We start from the raw sequence: 16,217 nt of genomic DNA, 5'->3' as shown, positions 1-16,217 counted from the left end.
CGGGGTGCTCTCTCATGATGCGTCTTGTCCGCCGCGGGTTGATGTTCGGGAACCTTTTCGAGGTGCGCTCCCCCACTTTGGTGGAACGCTACAACCGTGCGCTCGAACATCTGACGGGACGGCGGACTGCGCTAACGGAATTCCATCTGGATATTTCGGGCTATTCCCCTGAAATCGGGGATGAATTTGGCGATGATCTTTATCTTAACCCGAACGGGTGCAACCGTCAGTTCATCCTGCTGTCCACCGAGCAGAAGACCGCGCCGCTGCTGAATGCAAAATTTTCCACTTCCCGCAGCATCCTGCGGCGCTGGATGGACGAAAACGAACTCCAGTTGTTCGCGCTGACCGCCAAGGATGCCGTGGCGGGAGAACTGGTGAATTCTGTCTTTTCAATCGACAGTCCGAATGATCTGCTGGCTATCCGGCGGATCGAGGTTGAGGCTGATACCACCGCTTCCACAGTTGAGGACGGTAAGATACTGCAAGGCAAGATCGACCGTTTCCTGCGGGAAGAAGACGCCTGGTGGGATGATGTCTTGATTGCCGAAATGATCGAAATCAGTAAGAAAACCGGTGATATCACCCGCAATCCTGTTGTGTTTACTCATAACAGTTTCCAGCAGAACAACTTTTACACCTCTCATTTCGGCGGACTGTATGTCTTTCGCGATCTGGAAGAAGCTGCCGTCATTTCTGTGCGTAAGGTGGACGATGTGTCGGACTGGGATGTCGAATATGTTATGGATTTCACCCAGCGCAACGACATCGCGACCTTTCTGGCAGTGAACAATCTGGTAGAGCCTGTGACTTCGGCGCGCGGGCGGGACGTGGCGGCCATCCTGCAACAAAAGCTGGATTTTATCGTCGTTGATACCGCTGCCGCACTGGGAGAGCGGTTTGAAAACCCCGATCGCAGGGCACTTCGCCAGTTGGCACGGCGCAACCTTAAACACCTGCCCAAGGAATACGAGGGCCTCTACCGTCTGTGGCAATGGGCGCGGGGGCAGGGGGACTGGCCGCGGATTACCTCCGAACATCCGGCCTATTTCTATACGCTGCGGGCCAGCGATCACGCCGACAAGGATTTGGTCAACATGCTGCTGGCCGAACTCGCCCCGCTAGATGTGCGCCAGTTGTTCATCTGCCACAAGGAAGCCTTTTATCGGGCCTATGCAGGATGGTCCGACAGTAAGAAAGACTATGTGGCAGAGTATCTCGCGTCAGAGTATATGATGGATAAGGCGGGCGCGCGGGAGGAACTTTTCGGGCATGAACCCGCAATGGAAGAACCCGAACCAACCCGCCCCGCGCGAAAGCGTAAACCGGTGGGACAGCCTTGGGGGCGCCGCGACGATGACGACGACGACGATGATGATGATCACGACAATTACGACGATGATGACCGTGATATGATACAACGGGTTGGCCCTTGGGGGGCGGTAAAACGGAGATAGTCCTATGTTCGGATGGGTGAGATTAACTATTATCGGGTTGTTTTTGCTGACAATCGTCTACATCTGTCTGTCATGGTATTCCCGTTCTGTGCGGCGCGAAAAACTGGAGAAGCAGTTTGACGAAGGCGCAGAGCATCCCGGCCCCCGTGAACAGTTCATCGAGGACGGGCTGAAAGCCTATGAAGGATCGCTCCGGCGCAAGCTGATCTGGGGCGTTTATGTTATTCCGGTCATTCTGGTGATCGCGATGCTTTATGTGACGAATTTTATGTGAGGATGGCCGAATGCGCTGGTTCAAATGGGGTTTCTGGATTGTTCTGATCGCGCTGGTCTTTGCTTTCCTGCATTACACGCTGCCACAGCGCGATATCGTGCGGGTGACTGGCACAGAGATCATCCGGCAGGACTTTTCCAAGTGGAACAGGATTTTCTATGCCCAGACAGACAGTGGCAACAACGAAGGCGTGAACCGCGATTTGCGTCTGATCAACACGTCCTATCCCGACGGCAAGGTCATGGTGTTCCGCAACGAGGACACCGGTTTCGGCTGGCCCTGGTATTTCAAACTGGACAGTTCCAACCTTCAGGCCGAGGCCGCAGACAGAATTTCCACCCGCGCCGCACCGGAGTGGGTTGTGATCAAACATTACGGCTGGCGGAACGAATTCCTGTCGATCTATCCCAACGCGGTTACGATCTGGGATGTGGAAGGACCTGATGTGCGGATCATCCCTTGGTCTAACATCGCGATTTACATCGTTATGGGGCTGTTCATGCTCGGCTTCTACCGGTTGGTACAACGGTTCAAACGCCGCAAGATCGATCCCGCGCTTGCCCAGATAGAGGAACGCTGGGACGCCGTAGAAGCCCGCGCTGCCGAAGCGGGGGAGGATGTGGACCGCGCCAGAGGCGGCGTGAGGGCATGGTTCAAACGCTGGTTCGGATAACTCGGCAGGGGGCAGGATGCAGATCCGCAAGTTGACAGGGTTTATGGGAGCGGAAATTTCCGGCCTCGACCTGAAACATCCGGTCAGCGCGGATGTCGCCGGACTGCTGCGCGCGGCCCTTGCCAGCCACCAGATGATTGTTTTGCGCGGTCAGTTCCTGAACATTGCAGAACAGAAACGGCTCAACAGCGTCTTCGGACCGGCCATGCAGCTGCCCTATGTCACTCCGATGGAAGGTGAGCCCGAAGTGATCGCCGTCCTGAAGGAAGCGGAGGAACGCAACACTGGCGTATTCGGAGGGGAGTGGCATTCCGACTTTTCCTTTCTGGAGAATCCCCCCGCCGGATCGGTTCTGAATGCGGTGGAAATCCCCGAAGTCGGAGGCGATACGGTCTGGTCGTCACAGGTTGCGGCCTATGAAAGCCTGCCAGCGGATCTGAAATCAGTTGTAGAGGGACGGGAAGCAATTCACGTGGGAAAACCCTACGGCGTGAAACATGCACCGCCCCGGGAAACACGCTCGGGCGCATCGATCCGGATGGTGCGCGGTGATCCCGCAGCGGATCGTGAAACCCGTCATCCGGTTGTGATTACCGGTCACGAAGGGCGCAAGGCGCTGTTTGTAAACCCGATCTACACCACCCGTCTGAGCGGCATGACAGAGACCAAAAGCGCCCCGATCCTCGAAGCCCTGTATAAACATGCCACACGGCCCGATTTTTCCTGTCGCCTGAAATGGCAGGCCGGTGATGTCGCAATCTGGGACAACCGGATGTCGCTGCATTATGCGACCAATGATTACGACGGCGTGCGTCGGCTGCTCTACCGGACAACCTTCTCTGCAGACCCACCGCGCTAGGGGCCGGCAGTGGAGTATTTGAAGAACATTGAAGCCTCGGTTCCATTTTCTTCAAATATCCCCGCCGGAGGCCTTAAATTTTCGCAGCGCCATAACAGGGCGCGGGGGCTGGCAATTCCTTGCGCCTTAGGGCAAAACACGGTGGAAAACCAGATTTCCACGCGAGGGCAGCCCAATGATTCCGTATCGTTCAAGAACTTCCACACATGGCCGCAACATGGCAGGGGCCCGCGGGCTCTGGCGCGCGACGGGTATGACGGACGAGGATTTCGGCAAGCCGATCATTGCGGTCGTCAACTCCTTTACCCAATTTGTGCCCGGTCACGTGCATCTTAAAGACCTTGGCGGTCTGGTGGCTGAGGAAATCCATGCAGCCGGTGGTGTGGCGAAGGAATTCAACACAATTGCGGTAGATGACGGCATTGCGATGGGCCATGACGGGATGCTTTATTCCCTGCCCAGCCGCGAGGTTATTGCTGACAGTGTGGAATACATGGTGAACGCCCATTGCGCGGATGCGATGGTCTGTATTTCCAACTGTGACAAGATCACCCCCGGTATGATGATGGCAGCGCTGCGGCTGGATATTCCGGTGGTATTTGTGTCCGGTGGTCCGATGGAGGCCGGTAAGGTCGATATCGACGGGGAATTGCAGAAAATTGATCTGGTGGATGCGATGATGCAGGCCGCCAATCCCGACCGCACCGATGAGGAAGTGCTGGCGATCGAGGAAAGCGCCTGTCCGACCTGCGGGTCTTGTTCCGGCATGTTCACTGCGAACTCTATGAACTGTCTGGCCGAGGCGCTGGGGCTGGCGCTGCCGGGAAACGGGTCCACACTGGCCACGCACTCCGACCGCGAGATGCTGTTCCGCAAGGCGGGGCGCCGGATCGTGGAACTGACCAAAGATTACTACGTGAACGGCAATAAGGCTGTGTCTGCCCGGGGGATTGCAACCAAAGCCTCCTTTGAAAACGCGATGCGGATGGACATCACCATGGGCGGGTCTACAAACACCATTCTGCACCTGTTGGCGATGGCACAAGAGGCGGAAGTAGACTTTACCGTAGACGATATTGACCGTCTGTCCCGCAATACGCCGTGCCTGTGCAAGGTTGCACCCGCGGTCGCCAATGTGCACATGGAGGATGTGCACCGTGCCGGTGGTATTTTCGCGCTTCTGGGAGAGATGAACCGTGCGGGGATGCTCGACACTTCTGTGGGCACCATTCATGAACCTACCCTTGGCGATGCGATTGCCAAATGGGACGTGCGCACAACCAATGATGAATCCGTGCGTGAGCTGTTTCTCGCAGCGCCCGGTGGCATACGCACCACGAAAGCGTTTTCCCAATCCCGCCGCTATAAGGAACTGGATCTGGACCGCGAAAACGGTGTCATCCGTGATGTAGATCACGCCCACTCGCAAGAGGGCGGTCTTGCGGTTCTGTTCGGCAATCTCAGTCAGGAAGGCTGCGTGGTGAAAACCGCCGGCGTGGACGAGAGCATTCTGAAATTCGAGGGCCGCGCGGTCGTGTGTGAATCCCAAGAAGAAGCCTGTAACCGCATTCTTGGCAAGGAGGTCAAGGAAGGCGATGTCGTTGTGATCCGCTATGAGGGACCACGTGGCGGGCCGGGGATGCAGGAAATGCTTTACCCGACCACCTACCTTAAATCCATGAAGCTCGGCAAAGCCTGTGCGCTGATCACCGATGGCCGTTTTTCAGGCGGGACATCCGGACTGTCTATCGGGCACGTGTCTCCCGAAGCGGGTGAAGGCGGAAACATTGCGCTGGTCGAAGAAGGCGATATCATCGAGATCGACATCCCGAACCGCAGCATGAACGTAAAGCTGACCGATGAAGAACTTGCAGAGCGTCGGGCTGCCATGGAGGCACGGGAAAATCCCTGGGCTCCAGCGAAGCCGCGCAAACGCAAGATCAGCCGTGCGCTGCGGGTTTATGCGGCGAATGTCGGGAATGCGTCTCAGGGTGCGGTTCGTCTGGAACCGTAAACTTCCCGAGTATTTTGAGAACATTGAAGCCCCGCTGACGGAAAGTCGGCGGGGCTTTTGTCTGATCAGGCAGCTGGCATGGACTTTTCGATGATACCGGCCCAGAGCGAACAACCGGTTGGAATGACTTCGTCATTGAAGTTGTATTCCGGGTGGTGGACCATGGCACCTTCGCCGTTGCCCACAAGGATGTATGCACCGGGACGGGATTCCAGCATGAATGCGAAATCCTCGCCGCCCATTGTCGGTTCCATATCCGTGTTTACGTTATGGGCGCCTGCAACGTCTTTGGCGACATCGGCCATGAATTCGGTTTGTGCGTCGTGGTTCACCATTACCGGATAATTGCGCTGGTAATTAACCTTGGCTTTGGCACCAAAGGCAGCGGCTGTGTTTTCCGCGATGCGTTTGATCTGCTCTTCTGCCATGTCGCGCATGGCGGGCGAGAGGGTGCGTACGGTACCGCGCAGTTCAACTTTTTCGGGGATCACGTTGAAGGCTTTGCTTTCGGTTTCAAAGCTGGTGACAGAAACCACAACGGATTCCAGCGGATCGGCCACGCGGGAGGCGATGGTTTGCAACGCAATCACAATGTGAGAGGCGACAACGGTGGTATCGATCCCGTCATTGGGTTTTGCCGCATGTGCGCCTTTGCCTGTCACCTCGATTTCGATCAGATCGGCTGCCGCGAAGAAAGATCCGGGGCGAATGGCAAAGCTGCCGACAGGCAGGCCGGGCCAGTTGTGCATGCCATAGACCTCCTGAATGCCGAAGTCCTCCATCATGCCTTCGTTGACCATCTCGCGCCCGCCGCCGCCGCCTTCTTCAGCAGGTTGGAAGATCACAACGGCGGTGCCGTCGAAGTTGCGGGTTTCACAGAGGTATTGGGCTGCACCGAGCAGCATGGCTGTATGGCCGTCGTGGCCGCAGGCGTGCATTTTGCCTTCGGTTTTCGAGGCATAGTCCAGGCCTGTTGCCTCGTAGATTGGCAACGCATCCATGTCGGCGCGCAGGCCGATCACCTTGCCGGATGTGTTTTGCTTGCCTTTGATCACTGCAACAACGCCGGTTTGGCCGATGCCGGTTTTTACTTCGTCACAGCCCCATTCGCGCAGTTTCTCCGCGACGATACCGGCGGTGCGGTGACAGTCGAACTGCAACTCGGGATGTTCGTGCAGATCGCGGCGGATTGCGGTGATTTCTGCGTGGGTTTCAGCGAACCTGTTGATCACGGGCATTGTCTTATCCTTATGAAAGTGCGTCGATCAGATCGCGCATGAACCGCGCGCCCTGATCCAGTTGGTCGATTGATATGTATTCATCTGCCTGATGGGCCTGTTCGATGGAACCGGGCCCGCAGATGATCGTTGAGATGCCTTCGGCCTGAAAATGGCCAGCTTCCGTGCCGTAGCTGACGACATTGCTGGAGTTGTCTCCGGTCAGGCGGCGGGCAAGGGCTTCGGCCTTGCCGTTTTCTTCTGGTTCCAGTCCGGGCATGTCGTAAAGGCGGGTGATGCTGATACCGGCTTCGGGGCGGACGGCTTTGATTTTGGTTTCCAGTTCCGCTGCAAAGCTGCGATAGGCATCCGTTGCCTCTGTCAGGCTTTCGTTGGGAAGCAGGCGGAAATCATTGATGAAGCGGCAGGTTTTGGCGGTAATGTTGCCAGCGGTCCCGCCGTTGATAATTCCGACGTGATACGTGGAGAAGGGTGGCTCGAATATGCAGTCTGGATCCTGCGCAGCGGTGGCCGATTCGTTTCTGTCATTGTGCCACTCTATCAGGGTTGCCGCTGTCATGATCGCAGAGACGCCTTTGTGGGCAAGGGAGGAATGCACCTCGTAACCTGTAACTTCGGTTTCAAACCCGATGCCGCTTTTATGGCCTGTCACGACCTTCATCAAAGAAGGTTCCCCAACGATGCAAATGTCTGCTTTGGGCATCTTTCCGGCCAGTTCTTTAACCATTGGAATAACGCCTTCACAGCCGACTTCTTCATCATAGCTGAGTGCAAGCTGGATCGGGGTTTTCAAACCTGCGGCCAGCATTTCGGGCACAAGGGCAAGTGCGATTGCTAGAAAGCCTTTCATATCACAACTGCCACGGCCGTAGAGCCTGCCGTCGATTTCCGTGAGGGTGAAGGGATCGGTGGACCAGTTCTGCCCTTCCACCGGCACCACGTCTGTATGACCGGACAGGATCACGCCGCCGGATTCCATCGGGCCGATATGGGCATAGAGATTCGCCTTGTCGCCGGTTTCATTGTAAACCCGCGTACTCTCGACCCCGTGCGAGGCGAGATACTCTTCAACATAGGAAATAAGTTCGAGGTTGGAACGGTGCGAGACCGTATCATAACCTACCAGTTTTTCCAGCATGTCGCGGGGGGTATAGCTGTCAGCCATCTTCGATTTATCCTGTTTGGAATGGCCGGAGTGTGGGAAGACAGGGGCAGGGCGTCAAGCGCAAAACCATGCGTCCTTCCCTTGGGGCAAGTCATTGGAAAACCAAGCTGTTTGGCAAAGTTTAAGAAAAAACGTTGTGTGATAGGAATTTATCGGTTTAGTCTTTGCCATGGTCTGTATGCCGGAGACCGATTCCGGCACTGAAACGTATCAGGAGAAGCTGTTGCAAAACCTCTGTTTGGTTTGTTCCCCTAAAAGCGATCAATCAAAACGGCTGCCGGTTTTGGCGAATTCAGCCCCTGTGAGCTTTGCACCTTGCGCTTTTAGCGCGCAGGACGGCGCAGCTTCTAAGACCTAAAACATAACAATTGGGAGTTAAGTTACTATGAAATTCAAATCATTGACCGTTGGCAGCGTTCTTGCGCTTTCAATGGCTACCATGGGTCAGGCAGAGCGCGGCTCTGACGGCCATGTGAACGTTATCTACTGGCAGGCTCCGTCTATTCTGAACCCGTTCCTTTCCGGTGGCACTAAAGACGTAGAAGCTTCCTCTCTGGTGATTGAACCTTTGGGCCGCTACGATCAAGACGGGGCTCTGGTGCCTTATCTGGCTGAAGAGATCCCAACCGTAGCAAATGGCGGTGTATCAGAGGATCTGACCTCTATCACATGGAAGCTGAAAGAAGGGCTGAAATGGTCTGACGGCACACCGGTGACATCGGCGGACGTGAAATTCACCGCAGAATATTGTATGCACCCAGAGGGAGGCTGTGCGCAGGCGACATTCTTTGACGGTGTTGTTTCGGTCGAGGCAATCGACGAACTGACCACTAAAGTTACGTTCAACCAACCTAAACCGAACCCTTACGGCCCGTTCATGGGTGGTCAGTCGCCCATCATTCAGGCGGCACAATTTGCCGATTGTCTCGGGGCCAAGGCGCCGGAATGTACCGAAGCAAACTTCAACCCCATCGGCACAGGTCCTTTCCGTGTAACCGATTTCCGTCCGAACGACGTTATCCAGATGGAAGCGAACCCGCACTATCGTGATGCAGCAAAGCCTGCCTTTGCGACGCTGACCCTGAAAGGCGGCGGTGATGCGGCTGCTGCGGGTCGCGCAGTGCTTGAAACCGGCGAGTTCGACTATGCGTGGAACCTGCAACTTGCACCTGACGTGATTGCCAAGATGGCAGAAGGCGGCAAGGGCAAGCCGATTGCAGCTTTCGGTTCGCTGGTGGAACGTCTGGAAATGAACCTGACCGATCCGTCGCCCGAACTGGACGCGGATACACGCGCGACCCGCAAGGCGCCACACCCGATCCTGTCGGATCTGAAAGTGCGCAAGGCGTTGTCCATGGCAATCGACCGGGAACTGCTGGTTGAAGTGGGCTACGGTCAGGCCGGTCGTCCGACCTGTAACCTTGTTCCTGCGCCAAAAGTCTTTGCATCGCCGAACACCGATTGTCTGACACAGGACATCGAAGGGGCGAAGGCCCTGCTGGAAGAAGCCGGTTGGACCGATACGGACGGTGACGGTGTACGTGACAAGGACGGCAAGAAGCTGGCGCTTCTGTACCAGACATCCACAAACGCCGTGCGTCAGGATTTCCAAGCGCTGATCAAACAGTGGTGGTCCGAAATCGGTGTTGAAACCGAACTTCGCAACATTGATGCGTCTGTATTCTTCGGCGGTGATCCGGGTTCCCCTGATACCTTCCAGAAGTTCTATGCGGATGTGGAAATGTACGCCAACAACTTCAACGGCACAGACCCGCAACAGTACCTTGCGGCCTACCGTTGTGGCGGCGAACCCAAACCCGAGAGCCAGTGGCAGGGTGAGAACATCAACCGGTTCTGTGATCCGGCCTATGATGCGCTGATCGACAAACTGGCCAATACCGGCGATCTGAACGAACGCGGCAAGCTCGGCATCCAGATGAACGAGATGCTGACCAAAGATACATATACAATTGTACCTCTGGTGGATCGCGGTCGTGTGTCTGCCCACTCCAACACGCTGGGCGGCGTCGTGCTGAATACATGGGACAGCGAGCTGTGGAATGCAGCGGACTGGTACCGCACAGAATAAACCGCACTTCTGGCCCTGCACCCGCTGGTGCGGGGCCTTTATCCGGTTGCACGGCAAAGACATAAACCGAGGCGTTCATGCTCACATACACGATCCGTCGTCTGCTTTTTTCTATCCCGACCCTTCTGTTTATTTCTTTGATCATATTTTTACTTCTGGAACTTGCACCGGGTGACCCCATGGCGCAGGTGCCTCTGACGGTGCCTCCTGAAGTGAAACAGAAAATGCGCGAGGCGCTGGGGCTCGGAGAGCCTTTGCACATCCGCTATTTTAAATGGCTGATCCAGTTCTTCTGGATCGAACCGCAGGTCTTTATCGACTGGCTTACACGGGACACATGGTTGCTTGGCTGGTTGCCGGACACCAGCCTTTCCGAGGGCAAGCTGCGGGTGATCAGCTGGCAGACCCGTTCGCCGGTGATGGATATCGTGATCCAGCGTATTCCCCAGACGCTCTGGGTTGTGGGGCTGGCCTATGTGGTCGGTATCCTGATTGCACTGCCGATCGGCATCTATTCGGCCTACCGCCAGTATTCGGTATTCGATCAGGCCGGTACGTTCGTTACCATGATCGGCTTTTCCATCCCGCCATTTTTTACCGGCCCGCTGCTGATTGTAGTTTTCGCCGTCGGGCTGGGCTGGTTTCCGTCGATCTATGACACCACCCATGTGGTGCGGGACTGGGCATCGTTCAAAATCCAGCTCCAGCAGATGATCATGCCGGTGATGGTGCTGGCGTTGCAGACGACGGCGCAGATCAGCCGGTTTATGCGCTCTTCCATGCTCGACAACCTCAATCAGGATTATGTGCGAACCGCGCGGGCCAAAGGACTGAAGGAAAGCGTGGTTGTGATGGTGCATGTACTGCGCAATTCGATGATCCCGGTGGTCACAGTGATCGCGCTGGGCATCCCTTCGATTTTCGGCGGTGCCATCATCACTGAGAATGTTTTCAAGGTGAACGGCGTGGGGCAGTTGCTGCTGACAGCCCTTTTTGCCAATGACCTTCCAATGGTGCAGACGCTGACCTTTATCTTTGCGCTGCTGATTGTGGTGTTCAACCTGATCGCCGATATTCTCTACGGCCTGCTAGACCCGAGGATCCGCTATGACTGATCAAACCGCGACCCCGAAGTCCTTCGAGCCGGTGCCAACAGCACCGCCACGCAGCCAGTGGGCCGATGTCTGGCGTCAGTTCCGCCGCCATAAGGGTGCGCTGTTCGGCGGCGGCTTTCTGGTGTTCATCACGCTCGCCGTGCTAATCGGTCCCTACTTGTGGACGGTAGACCCGCAGAAGCTGAACATCCGTTTCAAAGACATCCGCCCGATCTATACGGCGCTTTGGGACGGAGATGCCAAGGTGAACTGGGCACATCCGCTTGGCTCGGACAATTTGGGGCGCGATATTCTGGCGAACCTCTTGTCAGGCGGGCGGGCGTCAATGGCAGTGGGTTGGGCGGCTATGGTGATCTCTGTCGTGATCGGGACGGTAATTGGCGTTGTTGCAGGTTATTTCAAGCGGCTGGACGGCTTGTTCATGCGTTTTACCGATCTTGTGCTGTCCCTGCCGATCCTGCCCCTGCTGCTGGTTGCCGTGACCCTCTTCCGCCAGCCCCTGCGCAAGAACTTTGGCCCCGAGACCGGCATGTTCATTCTGATCGTCGCCATCATCGGTATTACGAGCTGGATGCAGACCGCGCGGATTGTGCGCGGTGAGGTATTGGCGCTGAAAGAGCGCGAGTTCATTCTTGCCGCCCGGTCCATCGGGACCAAGCCGTTCAAGATCATCACCCGCCACCTGCTACCAAATGTGCTTTCGCCGATTATGGTGTCGGCTACATTGGGACTGGCCACGGCAATCATCACCGAAAGCGCGCTGTCTTTCCTTGGGGTGGGCTTTCCGTCCGACTTTCCTACATGGGGTAAACTCCTGTCCGATGCGGTGCCGCGGATGGAAGAATTCCCCGAGCGCGTGGTGCTGCCTGGTTTGATGATTTCGCTGACGGTTCTCTCCGTGAATTATATCGGCGACGGGCTTAGAGATGCGCTCGATCCGCGTATCCGCGGGCGTTAGAATGTGAGTATTTCAGGAACATTGAAGCGGCGTTGAACCGTCACAATTTGTTCATCATTGTTCCTGAAATCGTCTAAAATTGGTCCATCCGGCGCCGCCTTCCTCTGCGATGATTAACTTGGATGCGATAAAATCCGCGTCCAAACCTGTAGAGTTGAGGTGTTTAATATGAGTAATTCTCCCCTACGTCTGGAGAGAGAGATGATGACCAGTGTTGTTGTCAGCGCCGCCGACACGGCTTCCGAGCGGATGTACGCTCTGGTGGGAAGTCCAATTCCCACAGTGATGACGCGGTTGCGCCATACGCCGCTTCGGTTCTCTCTGACGGCCCAGCCAAAGCGCAAGATTCGCGTCGCGGCCTGAGCCCTTAAAATCATGCAAAAGAGCGCGGGCCAACCGGCCCGCGTTTGCCGTTTTAAAGGTCGCTATCTTTGCCGGTCCGTTCCCGCTGTGCAATGTAAAGGGTCGAGGCGACAATGATCGACGCCCCCACAAGGGTTGGCCCGTCAATGGTTTCCGAGAAAAACAGATACCCCGCACCGCCAATGAAAACGAGCCGGAGGTAGGTGATTGGTGTCAGCAGGGCCGCATCAGCATAGCGGTAGGCTTCGATATCGGCGATGCCGCGCACGGAGCCGGTGATCACCAATGCAGCAAGTGCGAACCAGGTAAAGGTCATGTCCGGAAGGATAAAGACCGGAGCGGCAACAGGTACAGAGAGTACGGCCATTATCACGGTCGAAGACAGGTAGGTCGACATCGGACCGTCTGCATTGGCCAGATTGCGCGACATGGTGAGCGCCATTGCGAACGTCAGAGAGCTTAGGATTGCTGTGATCAGGCCGATTTCAAGTGCATCGACGCCCGGTCGCAGAATGATCAAAACCCCTGCGAACCCGGCAAAAATAGCGCCGATCCGGCGGGGGCCGATGGCTTCCTTATGGATGAAAACGGCCAGCACCGTAGCAAAGATCGGAGCGGTGAAAAACAGCACCGTGGTCGTGGCCAGCGGAACGGTGGCGATCGTGTAAAAACCGAAATGGGTCGAGGCCGTTATCAATACGCCCCTGATGATATGGGCCATAGGTTGGGAGAAGCGGATCTTCTGCCGGATGTGGGACGAGGCCGCCAGCAAGGCAAGCAGCATGGCAACCGTCATCAGCCCCCGCATCAGCACAACGACGCGGCTGTCCAGTTCGAGCGATGCATAACGTGCAGCGATGGTCATGGCCGATGATGACAGGACTGAAAGCAACATCCATTTCAGCCCGCGCCAGTTGTCCTTATTCTTTCCGGCAGAGACCGGCATGGGGGAGGGGCCGGGGCCGATGATAAAGTTGTTGCGATTGCTCATGAGTGGTCTTTCGGTTCTTCGGGCTTTTCCTGATCTGGATCAAGGCGCGCCAGATGGCGTCGTCGTAAAGCCGCTGAGACAGACCTAGACTCTTGGCGCGAGGGGTGCAATGACCTCTGGCCAAAGACTGCGGGTCGGCTGGACTGGAAGGATGCATAAGAATGTCAATGGAAGAGAATAAAACACGGGCCGCCAATTGGTTCTCTGCCCTCAGGGACGAGATCGTCGCCGCTTTCGAACAGCTTGAAGACACGCAGGACAGCGGCCCTTTCTCGGATCAGCCTGCGGGCCGGTTCGAATTGCGCGAAACAGAACGGGACGGCGGCAAGGGCGGCGGCGGGCTGATGTCCGTGATGCGGGGCGGACGGGTGTTTGAGAAGGTCGGCGTGAATATCTCTACCGTGCATGGACAGCTTGGAGAGCGGGCGCAAATGGCGATGGCCTCGCGCCCCGGAATGGCGGGAATGGCGGAAGATCCGTCTTTCTGGGCATCGGGTATTTCGCTGGTGGCCCATATGCAGAACCCGCAGACACCTGCGGTTCACATGAACACGCGGATGTTCTGGACGCCCCACGGCTGGTGGTTCGGGGGCGGGGCCGATTTGAACCCCTGTCTGGAATATGCCGAAGATACGGCGGAGTTTCACGCTGCGCTAAAAGCCCGCTGTGATCTGCATGATGCCGCGTATTACCCGCGCTTCAAGGAATGGGCGGACCGCTATTTCTACATCCCCCACCGCAAGCGGGCGCGGGGGGTTGGCGGCATCTTCTATGATGATCTGAACACCGGCGACTGGGAGTCGGATTTCGCCTTTACGCAAGATGTGGGCCGCGCCTTTCTGGAGGCTTTCCTGCCGGTCACGGAAAAGCGGCGGAATGACGGGTGGAGCGATGCAGATAAAGAAGCGCAGCTGGTGCATCGCGGGCTTTATGCGGAATATAACCTTGTCTATGACCGCGGCACGAAATTCGGGCTGGAAACAGGACATGATCCCGATGCGGTCCTGATGAGCCTGCCGCCTATGGCCAAGTGGATCTGAACCAATTGACTTGCGGCGCTGCTGACAGGCGGCGTCGGCAGGATTGGGATATTTGGACCAAAAAGAGCGCGGGGCAGTCTTTCTGGCTGGCAGGACTTTAACCGCCGCCGGTTTCACCCTATGTCTTTGCCATGAGAAAATATATTCCCGGGCTGAAAAGCCATCCTGTCGTTTCTGTGGTGCGTCTGTCCGGCGTGATTGGTGGCTCTTCCCGATTGGGAGGCAGCGGGCTGAGCGATGCCGGCGTTGCGCCGTTGCTGGAAAAAGCCTTTCGAAAAGGCAATCCGAAAGCTGTTGCGCTGGTAATAAACTCGCCCGGCGGATCGCCGGTGCAATCTTCCCTGATCGGGGCGCGTATCCGGCGGCTGGCCGAGGAAACCGACACCAAAGTCTACGCCTTTTGCGAAGATGTAGCGGCATCCGGCGGTTACTGGCTGGCCTGTGCTGCGGATGAGATCTATGTGGATGCGTCTTCTGTCGTCGGATCTATCGGAGTGATATCGGCATCCTTCGGATTTACCGGATTGCTGGAGAAACATGGTGTCGAGAGACGGGTTCATACGGCGGGTGAAGACAAATCCATGCTTGATCCGTTCCGCCCCGAGCGGGCCGAAGATGTTGAACGACTCAAAGAGTTGCAGCGGGTAATTCACGGCAATTTTATAGATCACGTGAAAGCGCGGCGCGGTGACAAACTGTCGGGTGACGATCTGTTTACCGGCGAAATCTGGGTCGGGCAGAAGGCTGTTGAGGTCGGTCTTGTGGACGGTGTGGCCCATCCGGTGCCATTCCTGAAAGAGCGGTTTGGCGATAAGGTGAAGTTCAACGTACAGGGGCAACGCAAATCCCTGCTGCAACGGTTCGGGCTGGCAGCAGCGGCGCAGGATGTGATCGGCAGTGTCGAGGACCGGACGCTCTGGTCCCGCTATGGGGTACACGGATGATAAAGGTCGTCACTCTCTTTCTGGTCTTCATACTGGTGCTGGCCATGTTCGGGCGCTTGCGGATGCCCAAACTGCCGAAATCTTTGAAGCGCAAGGGGGTGCAGACCGGCGTGAAATGCAAATCCTGCGGGCGATATAGTCTGGCAGGCGAGAAATGCCCCTGCGGGGGCACAGGAGACAAAACATGATTTATCGGGCGGCGCTGGTCACAGGAGGCGCTCGGCGCTTGGGGCGGGCTATGGTGCTCGCGCTGGCTGAACGGGGCGTGGATGTAGCTGTGCATTACGCAGGCTCTGCGCAGGAAGCGGAAGAAACCGTTGCCGAGGCGCAGGCGCTGGGTGTGAAGGCTGTGGCACTACAGGCGGATCTGTTGGAGTTGGAAGATACCCTGCGGTTGATTCCCCGCGCGGCAGAGGCCTTGGGACAACCCTTGGATGTGTTGGTGAACAATGCCTCCGTATTTGAATACGACACCTTGCAAACCTCTACGGTTGAGGGCTGGGACCGGCATATGAATTCCAACCTGCGTGCGCCTTTCTTTCTGACACAAGCTTTTGCGGAACAGGCGCCCGAAGCTCGCAAGGTTGAAAACGGTGAGATGATTGCCACAAGTGCCGTGATTAATATGGTAGATCAGCGCGTGCGCAAGCTGACACCGGAGTTCATGACGTACACGCTGGCAAAGATGGGGTTGTGGGCTTTCACACAGACCGCTGCACGGGGGCTGGCACCCGCCGTAAGGGTCAATGCCATCGGGCCTGGTCCAACGATGATCGGTGAGCGGCAGAGCGATTCCCACTTTGCCAACCAGCGTCAGAACACGGTTTTGCAGCGTGGGTCCAACCCCGAGGAAATTGTCGCTACGATGAACTATCTGCTGGATAGTCCGGCCACTACAGGACAGTTGCTCTGTGTCGATGGCGGGCAACATTTGGGATGGCAGACCCCGGATATTCAGGGTTCCGCGGGGGCAAAAGTAGAAATATCCGGTTGACACTACCTTGTTTGTCCACTGGCTTAAGATTCTTTAAATTCGC

The 16,217-nt window shown here is 56.6% G+C and carries 16 protein-coding genes; 13 read left to right on the top strand and 3 right to left on the bottom strand.

What is annotated here, in order from left to right:
* Positions 1–14: 14 nt before the first annotated feature.
* The 5 genes from C0U40_RS09220 (at position 15) to ilvD (ending at position 5,277) form a co-directional block, all read left to right on the top strand.
* Positions 15–1,457, top strand: coding sequence for a DUF6638 family protein (locus tag C0U40_RS09220; RefSeq protein ID WP_101655493.1), 1,443 nt, complete (start codon positions 15–17; stop codon positions 1,455–1,457).
* Between the two features lie 4 nt (positions 1,458–1,461).
* Positions 1,462–1,731 carry a hypothetical protein gene (locus C0U40_RS09215; RefSeq protein ID WP_101655492.1) on the top strand — a complete coding sequence of 90 codons (270 nt, stop codon included), beginning with the start codon at positions 1,462–1,464 and terminating at the stop codon, positions 1,729–1,731.
* Between the two features lie 10 nt (positions 1,732–1,741).
* The gene (locus C0U40_RS09210; RefSeq protein WP_101655491.1) at positions 1,742–2,404 is read left to right on the top strand and encodes a DUF1523 family protein; all 663 of its coding nucleotides are present in this window, start codon (positions 1,742–1,744) and stop codon (positions 2,402–2,404) included.
* Between the two features lie 16 nt (positions 2,405–2,420).
* Entirely contained in the window at positions 2,421–3,263 is an 843-nt protein-coding gene (locus C0U40_RS09205; RefSeq protein WP_101655490.1) for a TauD/TfdA dioxygenase family protein, read from the top strand.
* Positions 3,264–3,438: 175 nt separating this feature from the next.
* Positions 3,439–5,277 carry a dihydroxy-acid dehydratase gene (gene ilvD / locus C0U40_RS09200; RefSeq protein WP_101655489.1) on the top strand — a complete coding sequence of 613 codons (1,839 nt, stop codon included), beginning with the start codon at positions 3,439–3,441 and terminating at the stop codon, positions 5,275–5,277.
* Between the two features lie 65 nt (positions 5,278–5,342).
* Here ilvD and C0U40_RS09195 read toward each other — a convergent pair whose 3' ends face one another.
* A complete protein-coding gene (locus C0U40_RS09195; RefSeq protein WP_101655488.1) occupies positions 5,343–6,515 on the bottom strand; it encodes a M20 aminoacylase family protein in 1,173 nt (390 codons plus the stop codon).
* A gap of 10 nt (positions 6,516–6,525) precedes the next feature.
* Positions 6,526–7,680: an acetylornithine deacetylase gene (gene argE / locus C0U40_RS09190; protein ID WP_101655487.1), complete on the bottom strand. Its 1,155-nt coding sequence runs from the start codon at positions 7,678–7,680 to the stop codon at positions 6,526–6,528.
* Positions 7,681–8,065: 385 nt separating this feature from the next.
* On the opposite strand from argE, the gene C0U40_RS09185 reads away from it, so the two are divergent.
* From C0U40_RS09185 to C0U40_RS20090, 4 genes are all read left to right on the top strand, one after another.
* Positions 8,066–9,769: a peptide ABC transporter substrate-binding protein gene (locus C0U40_RS09185; RefSeq protein ID WP_101655486.1), complete on the top strand. Its 1,704-nt coding sequence runs from the start codon at positions 8,066–8,068 to the stop codon at positions 9,767–9,769.
* 77 nt (positions 9,770–9,846) lie between these two features.
* The gene (locus C0U40_RS09180) at positions 9,847–10,884 is read left to right on the top strand and encodes an ABC transporter permease (protein ID WP_101655485.1); all 1,038 of its coding nucleotides are present in this window, start codon (positions 9,847–9,849) and stop codon (positions 10,882–10,884) included.
* Positions 10,877–11,842 (top strand): ABC transporter permease, encoded by a 966-nt coding sequence (locus C0U40_RS09175; protein ID WP_101655484.1) that lies wholly within the window; start codon positions 10,877–10,879, stop codon positions 11,840–11,842. The genes C0U40_RS09180 and C0U40_RS09175 overlap by 8 nt, the downstream gene beginning before the upstream one ends.
* 168 nt (positions 11,843–12,010) lie before the next feature.
* The gene (locus C0U40_RS20090) at positions 12,011–12,205 is read left to right on the top strand and encodes a hypothetical protein (RefSeq protein WP_145991918.1); all 195 of its coding nucleotides are present in this window, start codon (positions 12,011–12,013) and stop codon (positions 12,203–12,205) included.
* 52 nt (positions 12,206–12,257) lie between these two features.
* Here the strand turns inward: C0U40_RS20090 and C0U40_RS09170 are convergent, their stop codons facing one another.
* On the bottom strand, positions 12,258–13,196 hold the full coding sequence (locus C0U40_RS09170; RefSeq protein WP_101655483.1) for a DMT family transporter: 939 nt from the start codon (positions 13,194–13,196) through the stop codon (positions 12,258–12,260).
* A gap of 167 nt (positions 13,197–13,363) precedes the next feature.
* Between C0U40_RS09170 and hemF the strand changes: the two genes are divergently transcribed.
* From hemF to C0U40_RS09150, 4 genes are all read left to right on the top strand, one after another.
* The gene (hemF, locus tag C0U40_RS09165; protein WP_101655764.1) at positions 13,364–14,236 is read left to right on the top strand and encodes an oxygen-dependent coproporphyrinogen oxidase; all 873 of its coding nucleotides are present in this window, start codon (positions 13,364–13,366) and stop codon (positions 14,234–14,236) included.
* 131 nt (positions 14,237–14,367) lie between these two features.
* The gene (locus C0U40_RS09160; RefSeq protein WP_101655482.1) at positions 14,368–15,180 is read left to right on the top strand and encodes a S49 family peptidase; all 813 of its coding nucleotides are present in this window, start codon (positions 14,368–14,370) and stop codon (positions 15,178–15,180) included.
* Positions 15,177–15,368, top strand: a complete 192-nt coding sequence (locus tag C0U40_RS09155) for a hypothetical protein (RefSeq protein ID WP_101655481.1) — start codon at positions 15,177–15,179, stop codon at positions 15,366–15,368. Before C0U40_RS09160 ends, C0U40_RS09155 begins: the two co-directional genes overlap by 4 nt.
* Entirely contained in the window at positions 15,365–16,174 is an 810-nt protein-coding gene (locus C0U40_RS09150) for an SDR family oxidoreductase (RefSeq protein ID WP_101655480.1), read from the top strand. Before C0U40_RS09155 ends, C0U40_RS09150 begins: the two co-directional genes overlap by 4 nt.
* Positions 16,175–16,217: the final 43 nt, after the last annotated feature.

The organism is Neptunicoccus cionae, from assembly GCF_002860325.1.
GTDB classification, from domain to species: Bacteria; Pseudomonadota; Alphaproteobacteria; order Rhodobacterales; family Rhodobacteraceae; genus Amylibacter; species Amylibacter lutimaris.
The sequence above is the reverse complement of the archived record's forward strand: the minus strand, read 5'-3'. Positions and strand labels throughout refer to the sequence as shown.

Excerpts from the sequence above, each read along its gene's own strand:
- C0U40_RS09220 (WP_101655493.1), top strand. The coding sequence starts at position 15 with ATGATGCGTCTTGTCCGCCGCGGGTTGATGTTCGGGAACCTTTTCGAG.
- C0U40_RS09215 (WP_101655492.1), top strand. The coding sequence starts at position 1,462 with ATGTTCGGATGGGTGAGATTAACTATTATCGGGTTGTTTTTGCTGACA.
- C0U40_RS09210 (WP_101655491.1), top strand. The coding sequence starts at position 1,742 with ATGCGCTGGTTCAAATGGGGTTTCTGGATTGTTCTGATCGCGCTGGTC.
- C0U40_RS09205 (WP_101655490.1), top strand. The coding sequence starts at position 2,421 with ATGCAGATCCGCAAGTTGACAGGGTTTATGGGAGCGGAAATTTCCGGC.
- ilvD (WP_101655489.1), top strand. The coding sequence starts at position 3,439 with ATGATTCCGTATCGTTCAAGAACTTCCACACATGGCCGCAACATGGCA.
- C0U40_RS09195 (WP_101655488.1), bottom strand. The coding sequence starts at position 6,515 with ATGCCCGTGATCAACAGGTTCGCTGAAACCCACGCAGAAATCACCGCA.
- argE (WP_101655487.1), bottom strand. The coding sequence starts at position 7,680 with ATGGCTGACAGCTATACCCCCCGCGACATGCTGGAAAAACTGGTAGGT.
- C0U40_RS09185 (WP_101655486.1), top strand. The coding sequence starts at position 8,066 with ATGAAATTCAAATCATTGACCGTTGGCAGCGTTCTTGCGCTTTCAATG.
- C0U40_RS09180 (WP_101655485.1), top strand. The coding sequence starts at position 9,847 with ATGCTCACATACACGATCCGTCGTCTGCTTTTTTCTATCCCGACCCTT.
- C0U40_RS09175 (WP_101655484.1), top strand. The coding sequence starts at position 10,877 with ATGACTGATCAAACCGCGACCCCGAAGTCCTTCGAGCCGGTGCCAACA.
- C0U40_RS20090 (WP_145991918.1), top strand. The coding sequence starts at position 12,011 with ATGAGTAATTCTCCCCTACGTCTGGAGAGAGAGATGATGACCAGTGTT.
- C0U40_RS09170 (WP_101655483.1), bottom strand. The coding sequence starts at position 13,196 with ATGAGCAATCGCAACAACTTTATCATCGGCCCCGGCCCCTCCCCCATG.
- hemF (WP_101655764.1), top strand. The coding sequence starts at position 13,364 with ATGGAAGAGAATAAAACACGGGCCGCCAATTGGTTCTCTGCCCTCAGG.
- C0U40_RS09160 (WP_101655482.1), top strand. The coding sequence starts at position 14,368 with ATGAGAAAATATATTCCCGGGCTGAAAAGCCATCCTGTCGTTTCTGTG.
- C0U40_RS09155 (WP_101655481.1), top strand. The coding sequence starts at position 15,177 with ATGATAAAGGTCGTCACTCTCTTTCTGGTCTTCATACTGGTGCTGGCC.
- C0U40_RS09150 (WP_101655480.1), top strand. The coding sequence starts at position 15,365 with ATGATTTATCGGGCGGCGCTGGTCACAGGAGGCGCTCGGCGCTTGGGG.